General features: G+C 61.5%; 19 protein-coding genes and 1 pseudogene. 7 read left to right on the top strand and 13 right to left on the bottom strand.

The window, feature by feature from the left end; all coding sequences use genetic code 11:
- Positions 1 to 14: 14 nt before the first annotated feature.
- The 8 genes from FQ746_RS32740 to FQ746_RS35435 all read right to left on the bottom strand — a co-directional run bounded on the left by FQ746_RS32740 (position 15) and on the right by FQ746_RS35435 (position 8,664).
- Positions 15 to 2,279 (bottom strand): xanthine dehydrogenase family protein molybdopterin-binding subunit, encoded by a 2,265-nt coding sequence (locus FQ746_RS32740; RefSeq protein WP_144113937.1) that lies wholly within the window; start codon positions 2,277 to 2,279, stop codon positions 15 to 17.
- Positions 2,276 to 2,788, bottom strand: a complete 513-nt coding sequence (locus FQ746_RS32735; RefSeq protein WP_144113936.1) for a (2Fe-2S)-binding protein — start codon at positions 2,786 to 2,788, stop codon at positions 2,276 to 2,278. The genes FQ746_RS32740 and FQ746_RS32735 overlap by 4 nt, the downstream gene beginning before the upstream one ends.
- Complete coding sequence (locus tag FQ746_RS32730; protein WP_144113935.1) at positions 2,785 to 4,068, bottom strand: c-type cytochrome; 1,284 nt, start codon at positions 4,066 to 4,068, stop codon at positions 2,785 to 2,787. The genes FQ746_RS32735 and FQ746_RS32730 overlap by 4 nt, the downstream gene beginning before the upstream one ends.
- 75 nt (positions 4,069 to 4,143) lie before the next feature.
- The gene (locus FQ746_RS32725) at positions 4,144 to 5,286 is read right to left on the bottom strand and encodes an alkene reductase (RefSeq protein WP_144113934.1); all 1,143 of its coding nucleotides are present in this window, start codon (positions 5,284 to 5,286) and stop codon (positions 4,144 to 4,146) included.
- 149 nt (positions 5,287 to 5,435) lie between these two features.
- Positions 5,436 to 6,650 carry an MFS transporter gene (locus FQ746_RS32720; protein WP_144113933.1) on the bottom strand — a complete coding sequence of 405 codons (1,215 nt, stop codon included), beginning with the start codon at positions 6,648 to 6,650 and terminating at the stop codon, positions 5,436 to 5,438.
- A 37-nt stretch (positions 6,651 to 6,687) separates the two neighbouring features.
- The gene (locus FQ746_RS32715) at positions 6,688 to 7,836 is read right to left on the bottom strand and encodes an FAD binding domain-containing protein (RefSeq protein ID WP_144113932.1); all 1,149 of its coding nucleotides are present in this window, start codon (positions 7,834 to 7,836) and stop codon (positions 6,688 to 6,690) included.
- Complete coding sequence (locus tag FQ746_RS32710; RefSeq protein ID WP_144113931.1) at positions 7,833 to 8,486, bottom strand: DsbA family oxidoreductase; 654 nt, start codon at positions 8,484 to 8,486, stop codon at positions 7,833 to 7,835. The genes FQ746_RS32715 and FQ746_RS32710 overlap by 4 nt, the downstream gene beginning before the upstream one ends.
- A 49-nt stretch (positions 8,487 to 8,535) precedes the next feature.
- Positions 8,536 to 8,664 (bottom strand): hypothetical protein, encoded by a 129-nt coding sequence (locus FQ746_RS35435; protein WP_260854248.1) that lies wholly within the window; start codon positions 8,662 to 8,664, stop codon positions 8,536 to 8,538.
- A 485-nt stretch (positions 8,665 to 9,149) separates the two neighbouring features.
- On the opposite strand from FQ746_RS35435, the gene FQ746_RS32705 reads away from it, so the two are divergent.
- On the top strand, positions 9,150 to 9,791 hold the full coding sequence (locus FQ746_RS32705; protein WP_144113930.1) for a phosphohydrolase: 642 nt from the start codon (positions 9,150 to 9,152) through the stop codon (positions 9,789 to 9,791).
- Between the two features lie 3 nt (positions 9,792 to 9,794).
- Positions 9,795 to 10,031: pseudogene (locus FQ746_RS32700) on the top strand (XapX domain-containing protein); the annotation flags it as partial.
- A gap of 14 nt (positions 10,032 to 10,045) precedes the next feature.
- On the opposite strand, the gene FQ746_RS32695 reads toward FQ746_RS32700, so the two are convergent.
- Entirely contained in the window at positions 10,046 to 10,588 is a 543-nt protein-coding gene (locus FQ746_RS32695; RefSeq protein WP_144113928.1) for a DUF1003 domain-containing protein, read from the bottom strand.
- A 31-nt stretch (positions 10,589 to 10,619) separates the two neighbouring features.
- Positions 10,620 to 11,672, bottom strand: a complete 1,053-nt coding sequence (gene moaA, locus FQ746_RS32690; protein WP_144114038.1) for a GTP 3',8-cyclase MoaA — start codon at positions 11,670 to 11,672, stop codon at positions 10,620 to 10,622.
- Between the two features lie 336 nt (positions 11,673 to 12,008).
- On the opposite strand from moaA, the gene FQ746_RS32685 reads away from it, so the two are divergent.
- The 5 genes from FQ746_RS32685 (at position 12,009) to FQ746_RS32665 (ending at position 21,782) form a co-directional block, all read left to right on the top strand.
- Positions 12,009 to 12,383: a response regulator transcription factor gene (locus FQ746_RS32685; protein WP_144113927.1), complete on the top strand. Its 375-nt coding sequence runs from the start codon at positions 12,009 to 12,011 to the stop codon at positions 12,381 to 12,383.
- Entirely contained in the window at positions 12,380 to 17,965 is a 5,586-nt protein-coding gene (locus FQ746_RS32680) for an ATP-binding sensor histidine kinase (RefSeq protein WP_186310892.1), read from the top strand. Before FQ746_RS32685 ends, FQ746_RS32680 begins: the two co-directional genes overlap by 4 nt.
- A gap of 296 nt (positions 17,966 to 18,261) precedes the next feature.
- Positions 18,262 to 19,302, top strand: coding sequence for an alpha/beta hydrolase (locus FQ746_RS32675; protein ID WP_144113925.1), 1,041 nt, complete (start codon positions 18,262 to 18,264; stop codon positions 19,300 to 19,302).
- Between the two features lie 12 nt (positions 19,303 to 19,314).
- Positions 19,315 to 20,634 carry a chloride channel protein gene (locus FQ746_RS32670; RefSeq protein WP_144113924.1) on the top strand — a complete coding sequence of 440 codons (1,320 nt, stop codon included), beginning with the start codon at positions 19,315 to 19,317 and terminating at the stop codon, positions 20,632 to 20,634.
- A gap of 326 nt (positions 20,635 to 20,960) precedes the next feature.
- Positions 20,961 to 21,782: an alpha/beta fold hydrolase gene (locus FQ746_RS32665; RefSeq protein WP_144113923.1), complete on the top strand. Its 822-nt coding sequence runs from the start codon at positions 20,961 to 20,963 to the stop codon at positions 21,780 to 21,782.
- Here FQ746_RS32665 and FQ746_RS32660 read toward each other — a convergent pair.
- The 3 genes from FQ746_RS32660 to FQ746_RS32650 form a co-directional block, all read right to left on the bottom strand.
- Positions 21,772 to 23,598 carry an ATP-binding protein gene (locus tag FQ746_RS32660; RefSeq protein ID WP_144113922.1) on the bottom strand — a complete coding sequence of 609 codons (1,827 nt, stop codon included), beginning with the start codon at positions 23,596 to 23,598 and terminating at the stop codon, positions 21,772 to 21,774. The two genes, FQ746_RS32665 and FQ746_RS32660, sit on opposite strands and share 11 nt — an antisense overlap.
- A 206-nt stretch (positions 23,599 to 23,804) precedes the next feature.
- The gene (locus tag FQ746_RS32655; RefSeq protein ID WP_144113921.1) at positions 23,805 to 24,719 is read right to left on the bottom strand and encodes a helix-turn-helix domain-containing protein; all 915 of its coding nucleotides are present in this window, start codon (positions 24,717 to 24,719) and stop codon (positions 23,805 to 23,807) included.
- Positions 24,720 to 24,906: 187 nt separating this feature from the next.
- Positions 24,907 to 25,851, bottom strand: a complete 945-nt coding sequence (locus tag FQ746_RS32650) for a LysR family transcriptional regulator (protein ID WP_260854256.1) — start codon at positions 25,849 to 25,851, stop codon at positions 24,907 to 24,909.

Below are 25,851 nucleotides of genomic sequence, written 5' to 3'. Positions count from 1 at the left end.
GCGACAAAGATGCGCTAGGCGTCGATCTGCCTGCGCAGACTTTCCCCGCCTAAAGGCATGTCACGCAAACGTCTCCCGGTGGCATCGAAAAGCGCATTGCCGAGCGCGCCCGCAGTCGGTCCCATCGACGCCTCGGCGGCGCCGAGAAACGGCGCACCAGGTCGATCGATCAGATGCACGTTGATGTCGCGCGGCACGGCCGAGAAACGCAGGATCGGATAGCTGCTCCAGTCGAAACTGCGGATCATCGTCGTGTCGAACTGCAATTCTTCATACAGCGTCCAGCTCGCCGATTGAATCACGCCGCCTTCGATCTGATTGCGGATGCCGTCCGGATTGACGATCTGGCCGGAATCCACCGCGACTTCCGCATGTTCGAGAAGCACCTGCCCCGTTTCCGGTACCACCGAAATCTCGACGGCAAGCGCGACATACGCCATCAGGTTCTTGTATTTGGCGAACGCGAAGCCCACGCCGTGGTTGCGCTTGCGTGCCGCGCGTGGCCAGCCGAATTTCTCGGCCGCGAGTCTGATCACATCTCGAGCACGCGGGTCCTGCAGGTGCCTGAGCCGGAATGCCACGGGGTCTGCCCCTGCCGCGGCGGCCAGTTCGTCCATGAACGTCTCGATCGTGAAGACGTTCATGTGCGCGCCAAGCGAACGCATCGCCGATGAGTGCAATGGCATGGTCGGCGAGAAATTGTTCATGACGTGCACGTTCGGCAACGCATACAACGGAATCGCGTTGCGATCGCCGCCGCCTTCGGGTTGCACCATCGGCACTGAAGGCGCCGGCACGAACGGATGTTCCAGAAGCTGCGCCGGAATCAGGCGGCCTGCATTCACGATCCGCTCGTTATGCGAGCTGCTCCACAACGCGTAGTTCCAGTCCACGATGCTTCCGTTCGCATCCAGCGAAGCACTCACTTCGGTGACCATCGCGGGGGTGTAGTGGTCCCACGTGTGTTCCTGTTCGCGCATCCATTGCACGCGTACCGGCTGACCCTCCATCTCCCGTGCGACCAGGGCGGCATGGGCGGCGACGTCGTCCGCGCCATTGTGGCCGTAGCATCCCGATCCTTCGACATGGATGCAGCGTATCTTTTCTTTCGGCATCGACAGCATTTCCGCAAGACCGTCGCGCAACGGATAGACGCCTTGCGAATGCGTCCAGATGGTCATCGCCCCATCCTGGTACAGACCCACTGCGCAGGACGGCCCGATCGAGCCGTGCATCATGTACCGCCTGGTATATTTCGCGCCAAGCGTTTTGACGGCAGGGCCAGTCACTGCGTGCGTATTCGCGATCTCAATGTGTTCGGTGGAAATCACTTTCAGATCACGATGCACGGTAGCGGGGTCGGGCAGCGCGCGCCCTTCGCTCCACTGGCTGCCAGCCGCAAGCGCGCGTTGCGCCTGCACCGCTTGCCACTCGCCTTTGGCGACCACGGCCAGCAGGCTGCCGTTTCTGACCACCTTGATCACACCCGGCATCTTCAGGATCGCGGACAGATTGGTTTGCAACAGCCGCGCCTCGTAGACGGGCGGCATCACCGCGCGCGCGTGCACCATGCCCGGCATCGACATGTCCTGGACGTAGGCCACGCCGCCCGTCACCTTGCGTGGAATATCCACGCGCGGCAACGAGGTGCCGATCATGTCGAACGTGGCAGGACTTTTCAACGGCGACACGGCGGATGCCACGCGATGCAGGTCGACGAGCCCGACAGCTTCGCCATAGGTCATGCTGCGCCCGTCCGGCGCTTTGATGATGGCGTCGCGCGCGCTGAGCGTCGCGGCCGGAACGCCGTAGTGCCTGGCGGCCGCATCGACCAGTAGTCCCCGCACCTGAGCGGATGCATTCAGCAAAGCGCTGCCACTGTCGGCGATGGTATGGCTGCCCGCCGTGAGACCTTCGTCCGGCGAGGCGCCTGTGTCGGCGGTCAGGAACGTAATCAGCGAGGGCGCCATATCCAGCTCTTCGGCGGCGATCTGCAGCAGCGCTGTCCGCACACCCGTGCCGAGTTCCACCTTGCCGGTGTACACGGTCACCTTGCCCGCGCGATCGATCTTGATCCACGAATCGAGGAATGGGTTGGTTTTGAGACTGCCTGCGAGTGCCTGAGTCGCTTTGCCGATATGGACGGCGGCCCCTTCGTCCGCGATCACTTCCTGCGCCATCGCGCTGACCCCGGGCAACATGCTGAAACTTACTACGAGCGCGCCGGACAGCAGGAAGCGTCGACGTCCGTCGTTGATTTCCTTGTCCTCGCCGCTCATCGCGCGTCTCCGTGATTTGCCGCGTTCGGGGTACTGGCCGCGATTGCAGCTTTCGTCGGTAAATGGGCAACCTCGCGAATCGCCGCGAGAATGCGCATGTGCGTGCCGCATCGGCAAAGGTTCGGTTCCATGTGTTCGAGCAATTCGCTTTCGGTGGGCTGCGGATTGCGATCGAGAAGCGCCTGCGCGCGCATGATCATTCCCGCAATGCAGTACCCGCACTGCGCGGCCTGATGCTCGATGAACGACTTCTGGAGTGGACCGGGGTGCTCGATCGTGCCGAGACTTTCGATCGTGCGCACGGGCTTTTTACCAATCGATGAAACCGGAATCAGACACGAGAACACCGGCTCGCCGTCGACGATCACGGTGCAAGCGCCGCATTGTCCAAGGCCGCAGCCGAACTTCGCTCCATGCAGGTGCAGGTCGTTGCGCAGCACGTAGAGCAGAGGGGTCGACGAATCGATATCGAGGGCGTGCTGCACGCCATTCACGGTGAGCGTGATCATCGCGCGTTGTTCTCCTTTCTGAGTCTGGCCGCCATTTCCCCAACATCTGTCCACGGTCCGCGCTGCGAATAGGTCGCGCGAACATAGGACGCGAGATCGGCGATCTGCTGGTCGTCATAGATATGGCTGAAGGCGGGCATGTAGTTCATGCTGTCTTCCCCGTGCCAGCCGTTGCCGCTCAACATCATCTGGATGGCGTTGCGCGGCGTCGCGGCATTCACCGCAGTGCTGAAGGCGAGCGTGGGGCGCTCGCCGATCGACTGCATCGGCGCCTTGGGCCCATGGCATTGCGCACAGGAAGCCGCGAACAGAATCGCCCCGCGCTGCGCTTCGGGCGACGTCGGGCCCGGAGCGTTAGCAGAGACCTCGGCGGCGGCGGGCCGCGGTTTCTGGATCGAAAGAATATAGGCGGCGATCGCTTGCACATCTTCTTCGGGCACGGTGGCCAGATCGCGCGTGACGGGCAGCATCGGACCCGCTGCGGCGCCATGCTCGCTGGCGCGCCCCGAACGCAGGTAGATGACCAGCTGTTCCTGCGTCCACGGCCTCGGCGCCGCGCCGAGCGCGTTGAGCGCGGGCGCTTCCCAACCATCGACGACCCCGCCGTCGAACGCCTGTCCCGACTTCTCCCCGCCGATCAGATTGAGCGGCGAATGACACGATGCGCAGTGACCGAGGCCGTTCACGAGCAACTTGCCGCGATTCCATCGCGCATCTTTCGACGCGTCCGGCTGTTGCGCACCGGGATGGAGGAACAGCAGGTTCCAGAAGGCCAGCAAGGGGCGGAAATTCAGAGGGAAAATCAGGGCGTTCGCGGGGCTGGTGGCGCTGACCGGTTCACGTGTCATCAGATATGCATACGCCGCCGAGATATCGGCGTCAGACATGCGCGTGAAGTGGATATACGGAAACGCCGGATACAACAGATGCCCGTCGCGAGCGACGCCATGACGCACGGCGCGCGTGAAGGCGTCGCGCGACCAGGTGCCGATCCCGGTTCCGGCATCCGGCGTGATGTTGGTTGCGTAGATGGTGCCAAACGGCGTAGCGAGCGGCAGGCCGCCAGCGAACGGTTTGCCGCCCCTGGCCGTATGGCACACGATGCAGTCGCCCAACGCCACGACGCGCGCGCCCGCGAGCCTCGTCTGTGCGTCGAACGAGGCGGGTGCAGGTGGCGCGACCGGCGCGATTGCGGGTTGCCACATCAGAAGAAAGGCGACGATCAGGCCGGCCACCACCAACACACCACCCATCGTCAACATCCTCGACTTGCGAGTCATACGCTCACCTGGCACAGAAGTCTTGTGTGGCAAAAAGCGCAAGCAACGTGCAGTGCGCGTCGACCAGGGAATGGCTCATGGTTGTGCAACCCCTGACTGAACGCTATTGCCGACACTGATTTCGAACGGATAGTCGCTGTAGCCCGCGGAGCCGCCGCCATACCAGCCGGTCGGCTTCGGCACCGCGAGCGGCGCATCGGCCGCAATGCGCCCGACGAGATCGGGATTCGCGATATAAGCCCGAGCAAAGGCCACCAGATCGGCCTGACCGTCGCGAACGAGGGTTTCGGCAGCCTCGACAGAGATGCCGCCGTTGACCATCAGGGTGCCGGAATACACACGGCGCATCCTGTCGACGATGCGCGGCAGGTCCGGTTGGCCGCTCCAACCGTTCGTATCCGCCGCATGAATGTAGGCAACCCCGAATTCGTCAAGCATCTTGCCGACGTAGTCATACGTGCGGTCTGGATCGGCGTCACGCACGTTGTTATAGTGCGCATACGGCGAGACGCGCACGCCGACCCGGTCGAGCGAAATCACCGTGCCGATCTCCGTCAGAATGTCGCGCAGGAAGTTGGCGCGATTCGCTACCGATCCGCCATAACGGTCGTCGCGCGTGTTGGTCGTCGAGGAGAGAAATTGATGCGGCAGATAGCCGTTGGCGGCGTGGATTTCCACACCGTCGAAGCCTGCGTCGATGGCGTTGGCCGCGGCCTGCCGGAAGGCGTCGATGGTGAGCTTCACTTCGCCTGGCGACATGGCGCGCGATGGCGTCGCATGTATCCTGGTGTACTGGCCGTTCAGCAATTGCGCCCATACCTGCAATTGTTCGAGGTCGTCGTTCACGCCAGAAGGCGAAAGCGGTGCCTCGCCGCCGAGCAGCGCAAACGAACTGACCCGCCCGCTGTGCCACAACTGCATGAATATACGGCCACCGGCTGCATGCACCTGGTTCGTGATAAAACGCCAGCCGTCGATCTGTTGGGCCGTGAAGATACCCGGCGTCAGATCGAAAGCGGCCGAGACCGGGCTCACGTTGGTCGCCTCGGTGACGATGAGTCCGGCGGATGCGCGCTGCACGTAGTACTCGGCCATCATCTCGGTTGGACGGCCGTGCAACGGCGCGCGTGAGCGCGTCATGGGCGCCATCACCACACGGTTCGGCAGGCGCAGTTCCGACAGGTCGTAGCCGTCGAGTAGGGGCGATAGTGAGGACATGGTATTTCCTTGGCGAGCTAGTGAGCGTCGTACAGATGAATGACTCTGCTGGCTAGCGTATCGACAAGCCCGCGAGAATTCCTGAAGCCACGCTGAAATATTGTTAAAGCGGACACCCAGCCGTCCGCTGTCCGGTTTATCTGCGTAGGTCAGGCGTTGCGCGCTGCGTGCGGACGGCCGATCGCGAGGTAGTGTGCCAGCGCGATCAGCGGAAACGCAGTAGCAACCGCGGCGACGAGCGGCCAGCCGCCGCGCTCATAGAGCGGGCTTGCGAGCGCCGAACCGAACGCGCCGCCGACGAAAATGCTCGTCATATACAGCGCGTTCAAACGGTTGCGGCTCGCCGCATGCAACGCATAGATCTCGCGTTGACCCAGCACCATGTTCATCTGCACCGCGAAGTCGAGCACGACGCCAGTCGCGACCAGACCAAACACCCCCCACGCCGGATGTATCAGTGCCGGCGCATAAGCGAGCGCACCCACCACTAGCGCAATCAGCGTGGCGCGCACCGTATGGCCAGCGTCGGCAAGACGACCCGCTACCGGCGCCGACGTTGCGCCAATTGCACCGACCAGCGCGAAGATGCCAATCTCGGTTTGCGTGAGTCCGAACTGACGGGTCAGTTCGACAGGAATTGCCGTCCAGAAGAGGCTGAAAGACGCGAACATCAAGCCCTGATAAAACGAGCGATGGCGCAGCACCGGCATCGTGCGGAGCAGGTGGCGCAGCGAGCCGATCAATTGGAAATACGTCGCCTGATGATCCGGTTGACGCTGCGGAATGGTCAGCGCGAGCACCGTGGTGACGATTGCCATCAATACGGCGGCCGCCGCGAACACCGCACGCCAGCCGAAGTGACCGGCCACGACGCTCGAGATCGGACGCGACAACAGAATGCCAAGAAGCAGGCCGCTCATGATGGTGCCGACCACCTTGCCGCGCGATTCGTCCGGTGCGAGGTGAGCAGCAAGCGGAATCAGAATCTGCACCGCGACAGAACTGAAGCCCACCAGCAACGAGATGCCGAGGAACAGGCCCGGTTGATGCACGAACGCCGCGGCCGCGAGACTCGCGATCGACACCAGCGCGGTAGTGATCATCAGCTTGCGGTTTTCCAGCAGGTCGCCGAGCGGCACGAGAAAGAACAGGCCGATCGCGTAGCCGATCTGCGTGAGCGAGACGATCAGGCTCGCCATGCCGCCGGACATGTGAATGTCCGGTGCAATGAGTTCGGTAATCGGTTGGGCGTAGTACAGATTCGCGACGATGGCGCCGCAACAGAACGCGAACAGCGCGATCAGCCCGCGGGTCAGCTTGACGGGACTGCTACCGCCCGTCACGGTGGATGTCAGGATTGACATGACAACTCCGAGAAGTAAATAGAAGGAAACTGAGGACTCAACGTACGATTTTCATCAGGCGGTCGCCGAGTGAAATGCCCAGCTCGGCCATCAGTTTGCCGCGCTGCAACTGCTGGCTTTCCCAGCGCTTGAGGGCTGAATCGATCGTGACTCCGCTTTGCCATGTCGACGACAAAGCGAGCGCCAGTGCATGAGCATTGGCAGCCGCTTTCGCGGTGCTGCCCGCCGTATGAGGGCGCGGTACCGATGCGGCGTCGCCGAGCAGCACTGCGCGGCCGAAAACCATCTTCGGCGAGAGCAGATCCACGATCGGCTGCATGAAGGGGTCGTCGGTCGAATCGACCAGCGCGCGAAACGTTGGGCCGAGCCACTTCGGCGCATCCTCGCGAAGATGATCGATGTCCGCGCCCTTGGTCGAGCCGGGCGGCAGCGAAAACGCGCGTTTCACCCCGTGACGGTCCACCAGCAACTCGTCGAGTCTTGCGGCGCTGTACTTGCGATACCAGACCCAGTTGAAGCGGCGTTGGCCGGATATCGTCGAATCGTTTTCGCCAGGAATCAGATAGCACAGTCCTGAATAGCCTTCGCCGTGCTGAAAGGCGAAACGGTTGCGCAGCCTGTCGGCCGCGACGCCCGCCAGGTCGGGCTCGTCGACAAGTCCGCGCCATGCCACATAGCCCGCGTATTGCGGCACGACTTCAGGCAGCAGGCGTCGCCTGAGCGTCGAACGAATGCCGTCGGCGCCAATCAGCAGATCGGCTTGTTCGCTGCGGCCGCTTTCGAATTGCGCGACGATCTGTTCGCCTTCCATGTGGAAATCGACGAAAGTCTCGCCCGCGTGCAGAGCATAGGCGGGCAGCGCGCTCTTCATCGCGCGGTAGAGCAGGCTCCAGGACGTCTGCATCTGCGGCATGGACAACTGTTCGATGATGTGGTCGTCGCGATCCAGATAGATGCGATCGTACGATTGCACGCCGGGCGGGTTCGGCAATTCAACGCCGGCGTAGGCCAGCGCGTCCAGCACATCGGGCTGAAGCACGACGCCGCCGCCGCGGCTGTCGAGCTGATCCGGCGAAGTCTCGAACACATCGACGTCCCAGCCGGCGGCGCGCAAGGTGTTCGCCGTCAGCAGGCCGCCGAGCGATCCGCCGATCACGACGGCACGCGGTTTTTCGCGAGATTTCATGCTGCTTTCCTTTGCGCGGCCGAGCGCAGTGCATGGGTGAAGACCTCCGGCGGCTGCGCGCCGCTGATGACATCGCCGTCGATCAGGATGGTCGGCACTGCCAGAACGCCACGCCGTTCGGCCCGTGCACGTGCTGCTTCGATCGCGTGAACGCCGGCGTCTGAAAGCAGATAACCGCGCACCTCGTCGTTGTCGAACGCGTGCTCACCGGCGATCCCGACGAGAAGCTCGAGCGAGCCGATGTCGCGGCCTTCGCAGAAGTAGGCCGAGTATAGGGTTTGATACAGCGCAGTCGTCATGTCCGGTTCGTTGCGTTGCTGCGCGAACTGCATAAAACGGTGCGCGAGCCGCGTGTTCGGCGTGCGCAGCACCTTGTCGTAGTTGAATTGCGCGCCGCTCGCGAGACCGGCGGCCGTCACCTGCGCATCCATGGTCTGTGAACGGGCCCAGCTACCAAACTTCTGGCTGCGGTAGGTACGCCGGTCCATTCCTTCCGCGGGCATCGCCGGATTCAATTCGAACGGCAGATAGCAGATCGAAACGGCCGCGCTGCCATCGATTTTCTGCAACGCTGCGGCGAAATTCCGCTGCCCGATCCAGCACCACGGACAAATGAAGTCGTAGTAGACCTCGACCTGAATAGCCTGCATGTCGCACCTCTCGCCAGATAACGTATGCAGCTTATACGTTGCGGTTTGTTCATAGAATGGTCATGAGATGCAACCTCGCGTTGCTTTTTTTGCAACCAACCACTACGCGGCTGCGCGCATCGTTTGAAGGTTCAGCGTTGGGGGCTTCGACAGCGCGGGCATCAAGTACGTTTTCCATGGCCAGATCCTTTGTCCCGATCGATCAGCGTTTCATGAGCGTCGATACAGGCTGACCGTAGTGTAGAAAGGCCTCGCGCACAAAGTCCTGCAGAAAACATGAAACGTTCTGAGCCGGCGCGAGAAATCTTTTTGCGCTGGGCTCGCGCGGGTTCGTGACAAGCTGTTCCGCACGCACTTCAGGACCATGGTTTTTAAGAACTATTAAGGGCTGTCGCCACCGACTCGGCAAACTTCCGTAGATAGAATGAACTCCAGTTTTTCCTATCAGACGAACTCGGCACGTCTTTTCAAACTGCTCATTCAATCGGTACGGGAATCGGTTTAACGGCTTTTAAGAATTCGCCAAAGTCTTTACAGGTTTAGTTCGATACGCTGCGGTGGATAGTCCCGTGCGCTGCCATCGGCTCCCTAGGCCGACCGGCCCGACATCTGGTCGGCATGTAGGTTAGCGCGCTGGTCAAGGGACTGCCACGGAGAATTCAGATGAAGAAGACCATTGCCGGCGTTGAGATTCCTGACGGTGTCATGTCTCAGGCAGCCACCGACCTGATTCGCAGCACGGAGTCCGAATTGATGTATCACCACGCGTTGCGGGCTTTCCTGTTCGGCTCCCTCACGGGCCAGCGCGAGAACGTTCCATTCGACGCCGAACTGCTGTACGTTGGCGCGATGTTTCACAACGTCGGGCTGAACGCACAGTACTGGCGCTCGCCATACCGGTTCGAGGTGGACGGCGCCAACGCGGCGCGCGACTTTCTGCGGCAGTACGGAATCAGCGAGCGCGAGATCGAGGAGGTCTGGATGGGAATCGCGCTGCACACTACACCGGGCATTTCCGAACACCTGTCGGCGCTTGTCGCGCTCATCAGCGCAGGCGTGCAAATGGACGTGCGCGGCGAGCGCTACGACGAATTTACCGCGCACCAGATCGACGAAATCGTACAGATTTATCCGCGCGAATCGGGCTTCAAGAAGAAGCTGATCGACGCCTACGCGCGCGGCATGGAGCAGCGTCCTGAGACGACGTTTGGAACGGTCAACGCCGACGTGCTGGACCGGTCGGACCCGAACTATCGCCGGCTGAATTTTTGCGGACTGGTTCTGGGATCTGACTGGCCGAATTAATGGATGTTTGCAAATACAAACAGTCAGGATGGGCTACCTCATTTCATTGAGGGCGGCTACGGCGCCGGGCTCCTTCACGGGCTGCTCAGGGTGCAGTCGCCAGCGCCGCCGTTGATCGCAGGCATCGCGTCAACCGATGCCGAGACGCTCGTAATCGAACCGGAGCGCTTGAGTGCGTCGATCGCCGCCGATGCGCAACTCGGCGAGCACATCATGCGCGCGTTGATTCTGCTCCGGCTCGTGAAAGCGGCCGCCTAAGACGGCCTGATGTGAGTCAGATTCTCGTGAAGATCGCGCGTCAGGGTCTCGATGCGCTCGGCCAACTGGCGCGTCAGTTCGGTGAGGTCGGTGTTCTGTTTCAGGAGCGCGGCCATCTGTTCATTCTGATGGGCGAGCTCCGCCTCACGGGCCTGGCAGGCAAAGGCGATGTCTTCCCGATGATGCGCGTCGGCTTCGGCGAGCGCCTTGTCGCGATCGGCCTGCCTGGTTTGAGCCAGCAGGATTAGCGGCGCGGCGTAGGCCGCCTGCAGACTGAACGCCAGGTTGAGCAGAATGAACGGATAGGGATCGAAGTGCAAAATGTGCAGCAGATTCGCGGCAATCCAGCCGCCCACCAGTGCCGTTTGCACGACTAGAAAAGTGGGTGTGCCGAAGAAGCGCGCAAAGGCTTCCGCTTTCAGCGCGAACCAATCGTTGCCGAATACCCGTGACAGGTGGAGATGCGGCGTTTGAAAGCGAAGATGGTCGATTAGGCGAGGCTTCGCGCCAGCCGCTGGATACTCGATTCCGTTCGACATGTTCGTCTCGTCGATCATGGGTCGTCGCGGGTCAACCACCTACCAGCGACATACGTACAGTGGGATAGGTTTTGCGGGTGATGCAGGTTCGTTCTAGTTCGCGTAATTCGGAGTAGCGGTCGTCGCGTTGCTGCCATCGCTGCCGTATTACTGCGTTCAATTCCGCGAGAGATGCCGGAGGGGCGAGCCATGGTTTGAGATCCAGAAACTCGTGTGCGAACAGACAGGAATACAGCTTGCCGTCCGCCGACACGCGTGCGCGTGAGCAGGCTTCGCAGAACGGCTTCGACATGCTGGAGATGAAGCCCACCCGGCCTGCCGCGCCCGCGAAGCGGTAATTGCAGGAAGTTTCACCGGCCCTGGATGCAAGCTCCGGAATCAGCGTATAGCGGCTTTGCAAGGTGCGCAGGATCTGCTCCGAGCGCACGATCTTGTCGCCGCGCCACGCATCAGCGCCACCCACGTCCATGTATTCGATGAAACGCAGGTCGACCGGCATACGATGGAAGTACTCAGCTAGCGGCAGGATCTGATCGTCGTTCGCGCCACGCTCGATCACGGCATTGATTTTCAGCGGCGCCAGGCCCGCGGCGAGGGCCTCATCAATGCCCGCGAGCACGCGGGCAACGGGAAAGCCTACGTCGTTCATACGGCGAAACCTGGCATCGTCGATGGCATCGAGACTGACAGTCACGCGCCGGAGGCCGGCGTCACGCAACGCGCGCGCCCTGGCGCCGAGCAGCGAGCCGTTGGAAGTCATGGCGATGTCGACCGGAGCGCCGCTGCTTGTGCGCATGCTCGCCAGGCGCTCGATCAGGTGTTCGATGCCTTTACGCAGCAGCGGCTCGCCGCCGGTCAGACGGATCTTCTCGACACCGAGTTGTGTAAAGGCGTTGCACAGCGCATGCATCTGATCGATCGACAGCCACTCAGAAGACGATAGAAACGGGTAGCCCGGCCTGAAGACCTCTTTCGGCATGCAGTAGGTGCACCGGAAGTTGCACTGATCAATCACCGAGAGGCGCAGGTCCTTGAGCGGCCGTGCCAGCGCATCGACGGGCAGGTCTTCCAGCCGGACGTCCATCCAGGGTAAATTTCGATGCCTTGTCTGTATCCGTTCGATCGTGTCCACTCTGGCTCCATTCGCTGCTATGGTGAAAACGCCTGCCGGCTGGCCGTTGCCTCACGACATGACAGTAAGAGATCTGGCGCAGGCGGACCATCCTACATACGACTCGTCAGGTCTGCCGCACCGCATGACGGCGTTATACCTAAGTGTGATAGTGCGAGGCACGGAGCTGCACCTAACATGCAAAGAAAGTCCGCTGGTGGTTAGATCTGGCCGCTCCGGACGCCGCGAAGAAAGTGGGGCGAAAATCAGGCCGAACCAGCACGTCGGCGCAACGGAGCAATCGTAGAAATGAGCTTTGTCTGTATCGTGGACGACGACGCGTCGATGCGGAGCAGTCTCTCCAACCTCCTGAAATCGTTGGGTTATGCGGCACGGACGTTCGCTTCGGGAGAGGAATTTCTGGCTTCGACGGTTCTTGACGATGCGCTGTGTGTATTGCTAGATCTCAGATTGCAAGGTATGCAAGGACCCGACGTGCAAAGTCAAATGGTCGAGAAGCAGTGCCACATTCCTGTCGTGTTCATGTCCGCGCATGGAGACGACGAAACGGTTCGGCGCGCGATGCAGTGCGGCGCTGTGGCTTTCCTGCGCAAGCCCTTTACAGAAGACGTGTTAGTCGAATCCATCACGCTTGCCATCGCCCGGCATGGAGACGCGAAGTGAGCACAGAGGCATTTATCGAGGGTATTCGCGGGGACTCTCCCGACGCTGGCGCCACGGTGTATTTCGATCAGGTCTGGTTCGATCAGCTTGTGCTCGAAGCACTGCTGGTCGACGGCGACATCGTGCGCTATCGGGCAAGAACGCCTGACGGCGTGCACTCCTGGTTGCTTGCCGTCCCCACCGATTCGCCCTCTGAAGCCGTATTGCGGCGTTTGCAGCAGGAATTTGCCCTGGCCGCCAAACTCGATTCCGCATGGGCCGTGCGGCCGCGTGCGCTCGTGCGGCTCGCGCGCGGCCCGATACTGGTGTATGACGACAACGGCGGCGCGCTGATTCTGCCGCCGGCCCACGGCCTGATCGCACTCGGCCGGTTTCTGCGCATCGCGGTTGGCGCCGCGCACGCTTTGCGGCTCGCCCATGCGCGGGGTGTTCTGCATCGGGATATCAAGCCGTCCAACCTGCTGGAAGGCACCGATGGCATCGTTAGACTGCTGGGCTTTCGCGACGCATTCAGGCTGGCCGCCGATCAGTCGACAGAATCGCCCGATACGCTGTATGGCACGCTCGCCTATATGTCGCCGGAGCAGGCGCGGCGCGCGGATGGTCTGGCCGACGAGCGCAGTGATCTCTACTCGCTCGGCATCACGCTGTACGAACTGCTGACGGGCCGCTTGCCTTTCGAAGCGGCCGACGCCGCGGAGTGGGTCTATTGTCACCTCGCCCGTCAGGCCGCCGATCCGCGTCAATATCGCGCGTCGTTGCCCACGGTGCTTGCTTCGATCGTGCTCAGGCTGCTGGCCAAGAGTCCCGGCGAGCGGTATCAGAGCGCGTCGAGTCTCGAAGCCGATCTGCGGCGCTGTCTCGCCGACTGGAACGAGATGCAGCACATTGTTCCGTTCGAGCCAGCAGCAGAAGACAACGTCAGAAACCTCGCTGTCACGCATCGGCTGTTCGGTCGCGCGGTCGAATATAAGGCGCTACTGGGCGCATTCGAGCGCAACGCGCAGCAAGGCGTGGCTGAACTTATCTTCGTGTCCGGCTATTCGGGCGCGGGGAAATCCGAACTGGTGCGCAGCGTGCACCGCGCCACCGCACAGACCGCCACGCTGTTCGCCTCCGGCAAGCTTGAACAGTACGGCCAGAACGCCCCCTACGCACCGCTGATGCAGGCGATTCGTTCGCTGTTCCAGCGCATTCTCGGCGATAGCGACAGCGATCTGGAGCGTTGGCGCGAAGTGTTGAACGAAGCCATCGGCTTGCAGGGAAAACTCATCGCGGGTTTCATTCCCGAATTGGAACTGGTGCTCGGCGCACAGCCTGACGTGTCAGATCTGCCGCCGGTGGAGGCAAAACTGCGCTTTCAGGCGTTGATCACACGCCTGCTTTCCGTGTTCGCGACGCAGGCGCATCCTCTGATCCTTTTTTTCGACGATGTCCACTGGTTCGACGACGCCACGCTGAATTTCATCGCGAACTTCGTGGCAACTGTCGAGATCCGCCATGTGCTGCTCATCTGCGCTTACCGTGACAACGAGGTCGACCGCTCGCCCAAGTTCAAGGCCTTTCTCAATTCATTACCGAGCGCCGGCGCACACGTCACCACGCTTGCCGTTGGGCCGCTCGATACCGCGAACGTGATGGCCCTGCTCGCCGACGCACTGCATTGCGACGCCGCGCATGTCTACCCGTTGGCGGCTGTCGTCCATGAAAAGACGGGTGGGAATCCGTTTTTCATCAAGCAACTGCTGCTCGCGCTGGCCGACCAGCAACTGATCGTGTACGACGGCGTGGCCGGCAAATGGACGTGGGACATCGATCTCATCGGCGGGTATGAATCGTCCGATAACGTGGCCGACCTGATGGTGACACGCCTGTCGCGCCTCTCCCAGGACGTGCAGGCCATGCTCAAGCTGCTTTCGTTCATCGGCCGCCGGCTGGACGGGTCGACGCTGGCACGGATCGACCGTGCCGGGGGCGTTGACCTGGAGCGGCGTCTGAATCCGGCGATCGACGCGGGTCTGGTCGTGTCTGACCGGATGGGATTTGCTTTCGCGCACGACCGCATTCAGGAAGCGGCGTACGCGCTGACGCCGGCGGACGAGCGCGGCATCGAGCACGCGCGCATCGCCCGCATCCTGATGCAAGACCTTGACGTGCGGGCCGCGCAGAATTCGGCTTTCGACATCGCGCATCACATCGAACGGGCCCTGGCGGCCGGCGCGCTGCGCGATCTGGATTCGCGCGAGACGGAGGCGTTTGCGAGGATCTGTCTGCAGGCGGCGCGGCGTGCGAAGGAAGCCATCGCCATGCAGTCCGCGTTGAGCTACCTCGACGTCGCGCAAAAGCTACTCGACGCAAGCGGCGAAGACTACGCACAATCGCTCGGTTACGAGATCGGTGTGGTGCGGGTGCAATGCTACATTCTGAACGCGGATTTCGACGCGGCTGGCATGGAGATCGCGAAGCTGCTGCGACTGGATCTCTCGCTCGTTGCGCGCGCATCGGTCTACAAGCTGAAAGTCAACATGCAGCAGCATCTGTCGGACTACGAAGCCGCAGTGGAAACCGCGCTCGAAGGCGTCAAGCTGTTCGGCACCTATCTGCCGCGCTATCCGCAAGCGGCCGACGTCGAAGCCGCCTACAGGCGGCTCAACGATTCGCTCGCCTCGCGCACGATCGCCTCGCTCGCGGATTTACCGGTCTTGCGTGACGAGAAGATTGAATCGGAAATGAATCTGCTGGCGAGCGTCTACGCTCCGGCATCGTTCGTGAACGAACGGCTCGGCTTCCTGCACTTGTGCCACATGGTGCAGCTCACGATCGATCACGGCATCACAGCGGCCTCCGCGCATTGTCTTTCGTGGTTCGGCGTGTATGTGGGCGAATTTTTCGGCCGCTACGAAGAAGGCTTCCAATTCTCGCGGCTGGCGCGCACGCTAGTCGAAACCCGGGGCTTCAATGCTGTGGCGACCAGCACGCTGGTCGCGCTCGATACGATCGCTGTCTGGACCCAGCCGCTGCCTTACGTGCTGGAATGCGCGCGTGACGCTTTCGAATCGGCCCGCCCGAGCGGCGATCTGACCATGAGCTGCTACTCGTGCAATCACATCGTCTCCGATCTGCTGACGATTGGTGCGCCGCTGGAGCAGGTCGACAGGGAAATCGATCTCGGGCTTTCGTTCGCCAGGCGCGTGCGCTTCAAGGACGTGGAGGACATACTCGAACTGCAGAAACGCTACGTGCACAGTTTGACAGGTGGCCCCGGGCTACCGGGCAACTTTGGGGTCGTGGTCAACGGGCATATGACGTTCGATTCCGATCTGCTCGATACACAGATGACCACGCTGCGTTTCTGGATCTGGCTGCTGAAAGGCGTTTCCTGCTACTTTCACGGCGATTACCGGAACGCGTTGTATTGCCTTGCCGAGGCTGGCGAGCTGAAGTGGGCGACGCCCGCGCATATTCATCTGCTGGACTATCACTTCTACACGGCGCTGACTATTGCGAAGGTCCATTGCGCCGAAAGCGAGGCGACGCAGGCCGTCGCACGAATCGCACCACACCTTGCAAAACTGAGGGTCTGGGCGCAACTCAATCCGGCCACCTTCGAGGACAAACGCCTGCTGCTTGAAGCCGAAGTCGCACGTCTGAGCGGCACGCCGCTCGCGGCCATGGCGTTGTACGAGCAAGCCGCTTGCGTGGCATCGGAAAATGGTTTCAATCACAGCAACGCATTGGCTCACGAGCTGGCCTCGCTTTGTTGCGAGGCAAATGGACTTGCCAGCGCGGCGCGTCATCATCGCCGTCGCGCCATCGACAGTTACACGCGCTGGGGTGCGCTGGCCAAAGTCGAGCAACTCGAACGTAGCGGCCGCCCCGTGCAATTGCCGGTCGAGCAGCCGGTAGCGTCGCGTCCTTCAATTGAAATCGCCGATGCTCAACAGCGGTTCGACCTCGGCGCAGCATTGAAGTCGTCGCAGGCATTGTCCGAGGAGATCGTGCTCGACAAACTCATCCGGACGCTCGTCACGCTGACCATCGTGCATGCTGGCGCGCAGAGTGGGATGCTGATTCTGTTGAAGGGCAATGTTCCGGTTATCGAGGCAAGCGGGCACGACGCAACGGACGGCGTCGAGGTGACGCTGGGCGGCGACAGGCTCACGCGTGAGGATCTGCCGGCCTCGGTGTTCTACACCGCGCTGCGCACGCGTAAGCCGGTCGTGGTGGACGATGCGCAACGCGATCCGCGCTTTTCATTCGATGTGGCCTTTTCGAAACGCCTGGTTCGCTCGGTTTGCTGCTTGCCGCTCGTCAAACAGGGCAATGCGATCGGCGCGCTGTATCTGGAGAACAATCTGAGCGCGGGCGTGTTCACGGAAAGCCGCACGTCGGTACTCGAATTGCTGGCCTCGCAAGCGGCCATTTCTCTCGAAACGGCGCGCCTTTACGCCGAACTGCTGGAAGAAAACAAGCGACGCCAGGAAACCGAAATGGCCTTGCGCATGAGTGAGGAGGCCCTATCGCTCGGACAGAGAATCAGCCGCTCGGGCAGCTACATCTGGAACACGTTGACGGGTGAACGGTACTGGTCAAAAGAGCTTTACAGCGTGTTCGACCTCCCAATGGACGCCGGTAGCCCCGGCACCCAGATTATCCTCGACCGCATTCATCCAGAAGATGTCGCGATCTATCAGGATATCGTGGAGCGTGCCGCGCGCCATCGCACGCCGTTCCGGCAGAAGTTCCGCATCGTTTGTGCAGACGGCACGCTCAAACATCTGGAAGTGCTTGGCGAGCCGTCGGGTGTGAACAGCTTTGTCGGCGTGGTGACCGATGTGACGGACCGCCATACGACCGAGCTGGCCTTGCAGAACGCCAAGCTCGAACTGGCGAAGGCGTCGCGGGCGATGACGATGGGCGAACTCGCCGCATCCATCGCGCACGAAATCAATCAGCCGTTGGCGTCGATCGTGTCGAATGCGAATGCGGGTGTACGCTGGCTCAATCGGCCGGTCCCGGACATTCCCGAAGCGTTGAACGGCTTGCGCGATATCGTGAAGGACGGCAAGCGGGCAGGGGACATCATCCGCGCGTTGCAGTCCCTAGCGAAGGAAACCAGGCCGAGCTTCGTGCCAACCTATGTCGACAACGTGGTGCGCGAGGTTTTCGAACTGGCCGCCGCGGAAATCGAGCAGCGTGGCCTGGTCGTGCGCGTCGATCTGGGCGCCAACCGTTCGGTGATGGCCGACCGGGTGCAACTGCAGCAGGTGATATTCAACCTGGTAATGAACGCTGCCGATGCGATGGGCCATCTCGACGCGCGGCAGCGTCTTCTCGATGTTTCGTCTCGTGTCGATGATCAGGGTTCGGTGGTCGTGTCCGTGAGGGACAACGGCAGCGGGATCCATGCGGACATCGCTTCGCGCATTTTCGATGCTTTCTTTACGACGAAAAAAACCGGTATGGGGATGGGGCTCGCTATCTGCCGATCGATCGTCGAAGCGCACGGTGGCACATTGACCGCCGCCGCGGGCGAACCACGTGGAACGGTGTTTGTCTTCACGCTGCCGGCAATGACGTAGTTGCATACCTTCGTATAGTCACTCGACGACCGCGCCCGCTCCTGTAGCGGGCGCGGTTTTTTTTAAGTTCCGCGATACGTGCCTCTGCCTGCGGCTCACACGTAGATATGAGCTATCCAAACCATGCGTAGCGTTGGACAAACGCATGTAGGGATACTTGCAGCGATGTCCTTCAGCTAACGTTCAGGCGTGGTTTGCCGGTGTCCGTCTGGTCGTTTGCAACGATTGAATGGCGCGCGCGGCGGGGACGGTTTTTCAATTGACCAGCGACGAGCTGGTACTACGGAGATAGATAAATGAAGAAGCTGGTTTCGTTAATGACAATCGGTTCGGCGCTGCTCGCGGGTTCAATGTCGAGCGCTGCGTCGGCGGAGACTATTCCGCAACTCGAACCCGCCACGCAGGCGTTTATCGACAAACTGACCGCCGCCGGCGGCAGGCCGCTCTACACCTTGACGCCGCAAGCCGCGCGCAAGGTGCTCGACGATATTCAGGCTGACTCGAACGGCGCACTCGCTCCTGCCGAAGAAAAAGAAGTCACGTTGCCGGTAGGTCCGACCGGCAAGACGCAGGTGCGTGTGATCCGTCCTGCGGACGTGAAGGGCGCGACGCCGGTCATCATGTATTTCCATGGCGGCGGCTGGATTCTCGGCAACGCGGCCACGCACGATCGGCTGGTGCGTGAACTCGCGAATCGCGCACACGCCACGGTTGTCTTCGTCGAGTATGAGCCTTCGCCCGAAGCGCAATTCCCGGTGGCGATCGAACAGGATTACGCGGCGACGAAATACGTCGCCGAGCATCCGAAGGAGTTCGATGTCGATGCAAGCCGTCTGGCGATAGCCGGCGACAGCGTGGGCGGCAACATGGTGGCCGTGGTTGCCCAAATGGCGAAGGAACGTCATGGCCCGGCGATCCGCTTCCAGGCGATGTTCTATCCGGTGACCGACTACACGCTCGACGACCCGACCTATGAAGCGTTCCCGAACGGTCCGTGGCTCACCAGGCCCGCGATGAAATGGTTCTGGGATGCCTATCTCCCTAACGCCACCGAAGCGCAGGTCAACGACCCGCATGTCTCGCCGCTGCGCGCGTCGCTCGATGCGCTGAAAGGCTTGCCGCCCGCGCTTGTCATCACCGATGAGAACGACGTACTGCGCCACGAAGGCGAGGCCTACGCGCACAAGCTCGCGCAGGCCGGCGTCAACGTGACGGCAGTCCGCTTCCTCGGCACGATGCACGATTTCATGATGCTGAACCCGCTGCGCAACACGCCTGCTGCGCTGGGCGCGACGGCGCTCGCGGGCAGCATGCTGAGCCAGGCGCTCGCGAAATAGCATCACATCACCATGCCGCCCCGATCCGAATCGCTCCTTGCCGTCAGCCACGCCTTACGTTGGGCGACCGTCGTCGTGTTGACGGGACTGTTCGGCGGCCTCAGTGGGCTCGGCCTTGCGGCCTTGCTGCACGTCATTCAGCACATCGCGTACGGCTACAGTCCGTTGACGTTTTTCAACGGCGAGAGCTTTGTGAATGGTGTAACGGCGGCGAGCCCGGCGCGCAGGGTGGGCGTCCTTACGGTCTGCGGTCTGGTGGCCGGTCTCGGCTGGTGGGCCGTGGCTCGCTGGTGCAAGCCTCTCGTCAGCGTTGCTCGCGCGGTGGATGGCGACGACCCGCGCATGCCGGTTGTCGCCACCGCCTGTCACGCGTTGCTCGAAATCATCACGGTTGCGCTGGGGTCGCCGCTAGGGCGTGAAGTCGCACCGCGTGAAATGGCGGCAATGATCGCAGCGCGCCTGTGCTCATATGCGCGGCTTTCACTCGAAGACTCGAAGGTGCTGGTGGCGTGCGGCGCCGGCGCAGGGTTGGCCGCCGTGTATAACGTCCCGCTGGCCGGGGTGCTATACGTGCTCGAAGGGTTGCTGGCGAGCTTCAGATGGCGGGCTCTTGTGCCCGCCATTGTCACGTCGGTGATTGCCGCGCTGATCGCTCGACTCGGTCTCGGCAATCTGCCGCAATACGATGTGCCGCGCTATGCGGCCACCCCTTTGTTGATGATTTGGTCGGCAATCGCCGGGCCGCTGTTCGGCGTTGCCGCGGTTCTGTTCACGCGTTCTACGAGTTCCGCTCGCGCACACGCGCCTCGTGGTGCGGCGCTGGCCGGTCTGTGTCTGCTGAATTTCGGTTTTATCGGCTTGCTGGCCACGCGATTTCCGATTCTGCTCGGCAATGGCAGAGGTCCCGCGCAGGTGGGATTCGATGGCTCGATCGGCTTCCGACTTGCCGCGACCCTGCTAGGTCTGCGAGTGTTGATTACATGGACGAGTCTTCGGGCTGGCGCCGCCGGCGGGCTCCTGACGCCGGGCTTGTGCAACGGCGCGTTGCTCGCGATCCTGCTGGGTGGCATATGGTCGACAGTGTGGCCAGGCACGCCCTTGGGCGCATATGCAGTGATCGGCGCAACAGCATTTCTGGCTTCATCGATGCGCGCGCCGTTGACGGCGCTTGCGCTGCTGTTCGAATTGACCCATCCGTCGCAGGAGTTTCTGTTGCCGATGCTGATCGCTGTGTCGGGCTCCGTACTCACTGCGGAGTGCGTGCGTGATGCCTGGCCTGTATCGGCGAGCCGCCGCGCGGTGCAAACAGCGGCTGCACAAACCACCACATGAAGGAAACATGAGCACTTCGCGGCTTCCGAACCGCACCGCAAGCTTGGCGGAACGCTGCAAAAATCTTCTTCGCCTGACCGCTGAAATGCTGCTCGCTGCGATTGCGATCATGCGTGGACGAGAGCTGCCCACGATACGGGGTGGGCGTCGTGATTGACTTCGTTGCGCTGCATGGATCGAACAGCCCGCTGCCGAACAACGATTCAACCGTTCGAATTTGAAAAATCCGGGCGATCAGAAACATGCTTGTGGTCGCGATGACGAATACTCCTCTGACGCTGGGCACGCCGGCCTACGCCGGCCAATTACGTTAAGGAGCATTCGCGATGGCATATATCACCACGAAAGACGGCACGCAAATCTATTACAAGGATTGGGGCACGGGCCAACCGGTTACGTTCTCCCATGGCTGGCCGCTTGATGCGGACGCATGGGATGCGCAGATGCTGTTTCTCGCGGAACGCGGCTACCGTGTGATCGCGCATGATCGGCGGGGTCATGGACGTTCGTCGCAGCCGTGGAACGGCAACGAGATGGACACCTATGCTGACGATCTCGCCGAACTGATCGAAGCACTCGATCTGAACAACATCGTGATGGTCGGTCACTCCACCGGCGGGGGTGAGGTCGTTCGCTATATTGGGCGTCACGGAACGAAGCGGGTGGCGAAGGCCGTGCTGGTCTCGGCCGTGCCGCCGATCATGCTGAAGACGGAAGCCAATCCGGGCGGCCTGCCGATGTCGGTGTTCGACGGCATTCGAGACGGTGTACACAATAACCGCTCGCAATTCTTCAAGGATCTGGCCGTGCCGTTCTACGGATTCAATCGTCCGGATGCCACGGTATCGCAAGGCACGATCGACTCGTTCTGGCAGATCGGTATGCTTGGCTCGATCAAGGGCCTGTACGACTGCGTCAAGGCATTCTCGGAAACCGACTTCAACGAAGATCTGAAAAAAGTGACGGTGCCGGCACTCGTACTCCAGGGCGATGCCGATCAAATCGTGCCGCTCGACGATTCGGGCAAACTGTCGTCGAAGATCATGCCGAACGCGAAGCTGAAGATCTACGAAGGGGCGCCACACGGTATGTGCACGACGCACGCGGACCGCGTGAACGCAGACTTGCTGGAATTCATCAAGTCGTAAAGAAGCAGGCCGACGGAGCTGCTGCGGCGGCCGTCGGCGTGTTCGATCCGCATGGTTTCATCGCCCGCTTGTGGGTGGGTTTTGCCGGCCGTTGTGCATCCGGCTCTCGGGTCGCATTCATCAGTGCTGCCCGCAGCCGCGTTTCGCAGACGGCGTCGGCGGTTCCGGCGGGAAGCTTCTCCAGTGCGGCCACGGCTTGGGCGGCGCGCGCTCGGCACTCGTCTTGCAGACCTGCATCGAGCAGCGCGCCGGCCATGTGCGAGGCCAGTTCAACCCCGACGCGCGGGTCGCCCTCTGCGGAAAACGCCCAGTCGAATGCGAAGCGCGCGTCATCGAGCAACTGTTGTGGCTCGGACGAACTGCCTGACTCGTGAGTCAGGCATGCCTTCCCGTCACGCAGTCGCGCCTGCAGGCAGCGTGATAGATAGCGTGCATTGCGTGCGGCGATCTCACGCAACTCGCCCTCGGCGATGAGTTTCTCCATCGCATAGGCCCGCGTCGATTCCGACAGCCGGTATTTCGCCGACGCCCCTTCCAGTTCGACGTTCACCAGCGATTTCGCCACGAGATCGGTAATGGCACCGATCGCATTCGCGGTTGTGTGTTGTTCATCGCAGACCGCTGCGCACATCGACTCGAACGAGAACCTCCCGTTGAACAGTGCGAGCCGCCGGAATGCGGCCTGCGTGACGGGATCGAGAAGTGCGAAGCTCCAGTCGAAGGTGGCGCGCAAGGTTTGATGACGCGGCAGGGCGGTCCGATAGCCGCCTGCGAGTATCGCCATACGGTCGTCCAGCCTGCGGCACACGCCCTCCACGCCTAGCGCGACAACGCGCGCAGCAGCCAGTTCGATCGCAAGCGGAATGCCGTCCAGCCGGCGGCAGATTTCGGCGATCAAACCGATCTCCTCGGTGTCGGTGGCGACAGTTTCCTGCAATGAGCTCGCGCGCAGCAGAAACAGCTTCACTGACGAGCAGCGAAGAATGTCCGAGTCGCTCGAATCCAGCGGCGGCACATCGAGCGGGTCGACCCGAAACACGGTCTCGGCCATAATGCGCAGCGGTTCCCGGCTGGTCACGAGCACGCGGAGGTCGGCGTTGCTCGCCACGAGGGCATCCACGATATGCGCAACGACGCCGACCACGTGCTCCGCGTTATCGAGCAGCAGAAGCCGTGGCTTTCCGGCAAGTGCTGCCGCGATCCGTGCGATGTCGATCTGCTTGCCTGTCAGGGCGATGCCGCAGCTTTCTGCCATGGCGCCCAATACGGCCTCCTCTGTCGTCAGCGCTGCCAGTTCGATGAAGCAGAACGCTTCGACGAACTCTGCTGAGATTGCGTGCGCTGCTTCGATAGCAAGGCGGGTCTTGCCGATGCCTCCGGCGCCGACGAGCGTTACCACATGTGCCTGACGCAGCAGCGAGCGGACCAGGTCGACCTCGGCACCGCGTCCCAGCAGGCCGGACCTGGGTGGAAGAAGGCGTTGCTCGCCGGCGCGCTGCAGGCGGCTAGCGTCGAGCGGGTCGGCTGCTTTTCGCTGGAGAAGTTGATAGCCGCGGCCGGGCACGGTGAGAATCAGATCCCTGTCTGCACCGAGCGCTTTGCGCAGCGCCGAAAGATGCACCTGAATACTGTTTTCTTCGACGATCGTGTTTGGCCACACGGCATTCATCAACTCGTATTTGGTCACGAGGCGTCCACCCGCCAGAGCGACGACCGTCAGGATGTCGAAGGCGCGCGATCCGAGAGGCACGACTTCGCCGTCCCTCAGCAAAGTGCACATTTCCAGATCGAGCCGACAGCTGCCTATTTCCATCATGACGTTGGCTGGGTAGGGAAGGGTGCGAAGAACTGGGAGGCCGGCGGGAATGGCCGAGGTGCGCGCGCGCCGGGTCTGTACGCTGAAGGTACAGAGGGCCGGCCCGTGTGTCTTGCACGTTAGTGCGATGCTTTGTAGGAAAGTCTATCGGTGCAGTCGGCGTCCGCCGTTTGCAAGCCGTCTCGAATGCGAGACGGGTGTGCCACTCAATTGCCGCCTTGCCGGCGCCACTTGCCCGGGGACGTGCCGACCAATTGCGAGAAGGTTCGCGTGAAATGGCTTTGATCGGCGAAGCCGCATGCTATTGCGATCTCCGACAACGACGAATCGGAGCCGCGCAGCAGATGGCGCGCGCGTTCGATGCGCTGCTCCAGCAACCACTGATGCGGCGTGCGCTGAGTGGTTTCGCGGAAGGCGCGAATAAAGTAGCTGCGCGACAGATTGCAGGCGCCGGCGATCTCTTCGAGCGACACGTTGCCGGGTGTCTTCGCTAGCAACATATCTTTCGCGCGCGCCTCGTGCAGGCTCGAGAGCCGCCGGTCCGGTTTGGCCGGCTGAACCGGACCGCTGCCGTACCGGTCGACGAGATGGGTGCCGATGGTCACACCGATCTGTTCGATGAAAAGCGGGCTGGCTTCGCTTTGCCGGTCGAGTGTGAGGGCGAGCACCTGCGCGAGATGGCCGAAGATGGCGTCCTTATGGCCGGGGCGCGTAGAAAAACCGTTGATGCTCGAGCCGTTTCGTTCATAGCCGGTGTTCACGATGAACGCGCGCGAAAACTCCACCAGTACGAAATCGAATGATCCGTGCAGATCAGCACGGTAGTCCTCGTCGAAATTGCGGATGTAGACAGAGTCTTTTTCGAAGTCGTGCAATGCGGAGCGGCTGCCCGAGACGATGCGCCGGCGGTGTCCAGCGGTGAGCGACACACCGATCAGGAAGCCGCGATCGGAGGCGGGCATGACGACTTCGTTGGTCTTTTCCTCGCGGCGGCACTTGCGATAAAACGTGAAATCACCTGCTTCGAGTTCGAGGTCCTTATGTAACTGATTTGAAAGACATCCTAGCGAGTCTTTCTTTCTGGCAGCCGTGCTGGCCGAAATTTCTGTATGGTTGAACATAAGCCGTCACCTCTGTCGTCGCGCTACATTGTCGAGCCCGTTCGCCTTGCCAAAATCAAGAGATGGTAATAACCCGCAGAATAGCGCGATTATCTCGGAAATTATTTACAAGGGATATTAATTTTTTTTCAGGTTCGAACGTTATGATCGATAAACCGCCCGGGCGATTTTCAGAGAGTCTCGGCCCTCAAGGCTGAAGCGCCGGTTGAGCAGGTATGCGCACAGCTATCGGTGCCAGATTTGCAATGCTAAAGTCAATTTTCTGTTTGAGCGCCACTACGAGAAATTCAACGAACGTCCTTATCTTCGCATCGATGAAGTGGCGCGACGGGTACACCACGAACACATTGGTGGCTTGAAGCGGGTACTCCGGAAACAGTTGAACCAGCTTGCCTTCCTTGAGTTCTTCTATAACGGAATACGTCGGCACGGCACCCACGCCCGCGCCCGCCAGCAGGGCGACCCGTAGTGCCTGCATATTGTTGACGACGAAGTGCCCGGCCTGCTCCGCCTCGTCTACGCCATGCCGGGCATATCCGGAGGGCCATTCCGCAGGCGGTTCGAAGGACGAACTGGTCTGCATCAGGGTGTGGTTGGGCATATCAGCGACGGTGCGGATCGGGTGCCGCATGAGGTAGTCCGGTGCGGCGACGAGGATGCGTTCGCACCGGCCGATCAGCCGGCTCACGTTGCCCGAGTCCGGCAGCGACGAAGCGGATACGATCGAGACGTCGAACTCGTCTTCGATCAGATTCGCCATATTCGGCAGCAGTTTCAGATCGACCGACACGGAGGGAAAGGCGTGCCGGTATTCGACGATGGTGGACGTCAGCTGTTTCAGGCCGATGTCGGGTACCGCGTGGACGCGTAATTTGCCGCGCGGCAGTGTATGCGCTTCGCTCGCTTCGGCGTCGGCGTCGTCGATGTCGGCCAGGATCTTCTTGCAGCGCTGGTAGTATCGCTCGCCGCACTCGGTGAGCGATACGCTGCGCGTGGTCCGTTGCAACAGGCGCGTGTGAAGGTGCTCTTCCAGCGACACCACCGCTCGCGAAATATTGCCGGCGCTGCATTCCATATGTTTGGCGACTGCGCTGAAATTGCCGGTTTCCGCGACCCGCGAAAACACGCGCAT

Origin of the sequence: Paraburkholderia sp. BCC1886 (assembly GCF_900996245.1) — a bacterium.
Classification (GTDB): Bacteria; Pseudomonadota; Gammaproteobacteria; order Burkholderiales; family Burkholderiaceae; genus Paraburkholderia.
This window is presented reverse-complemented; position numbering and strand designations above follow the sequence as displayed.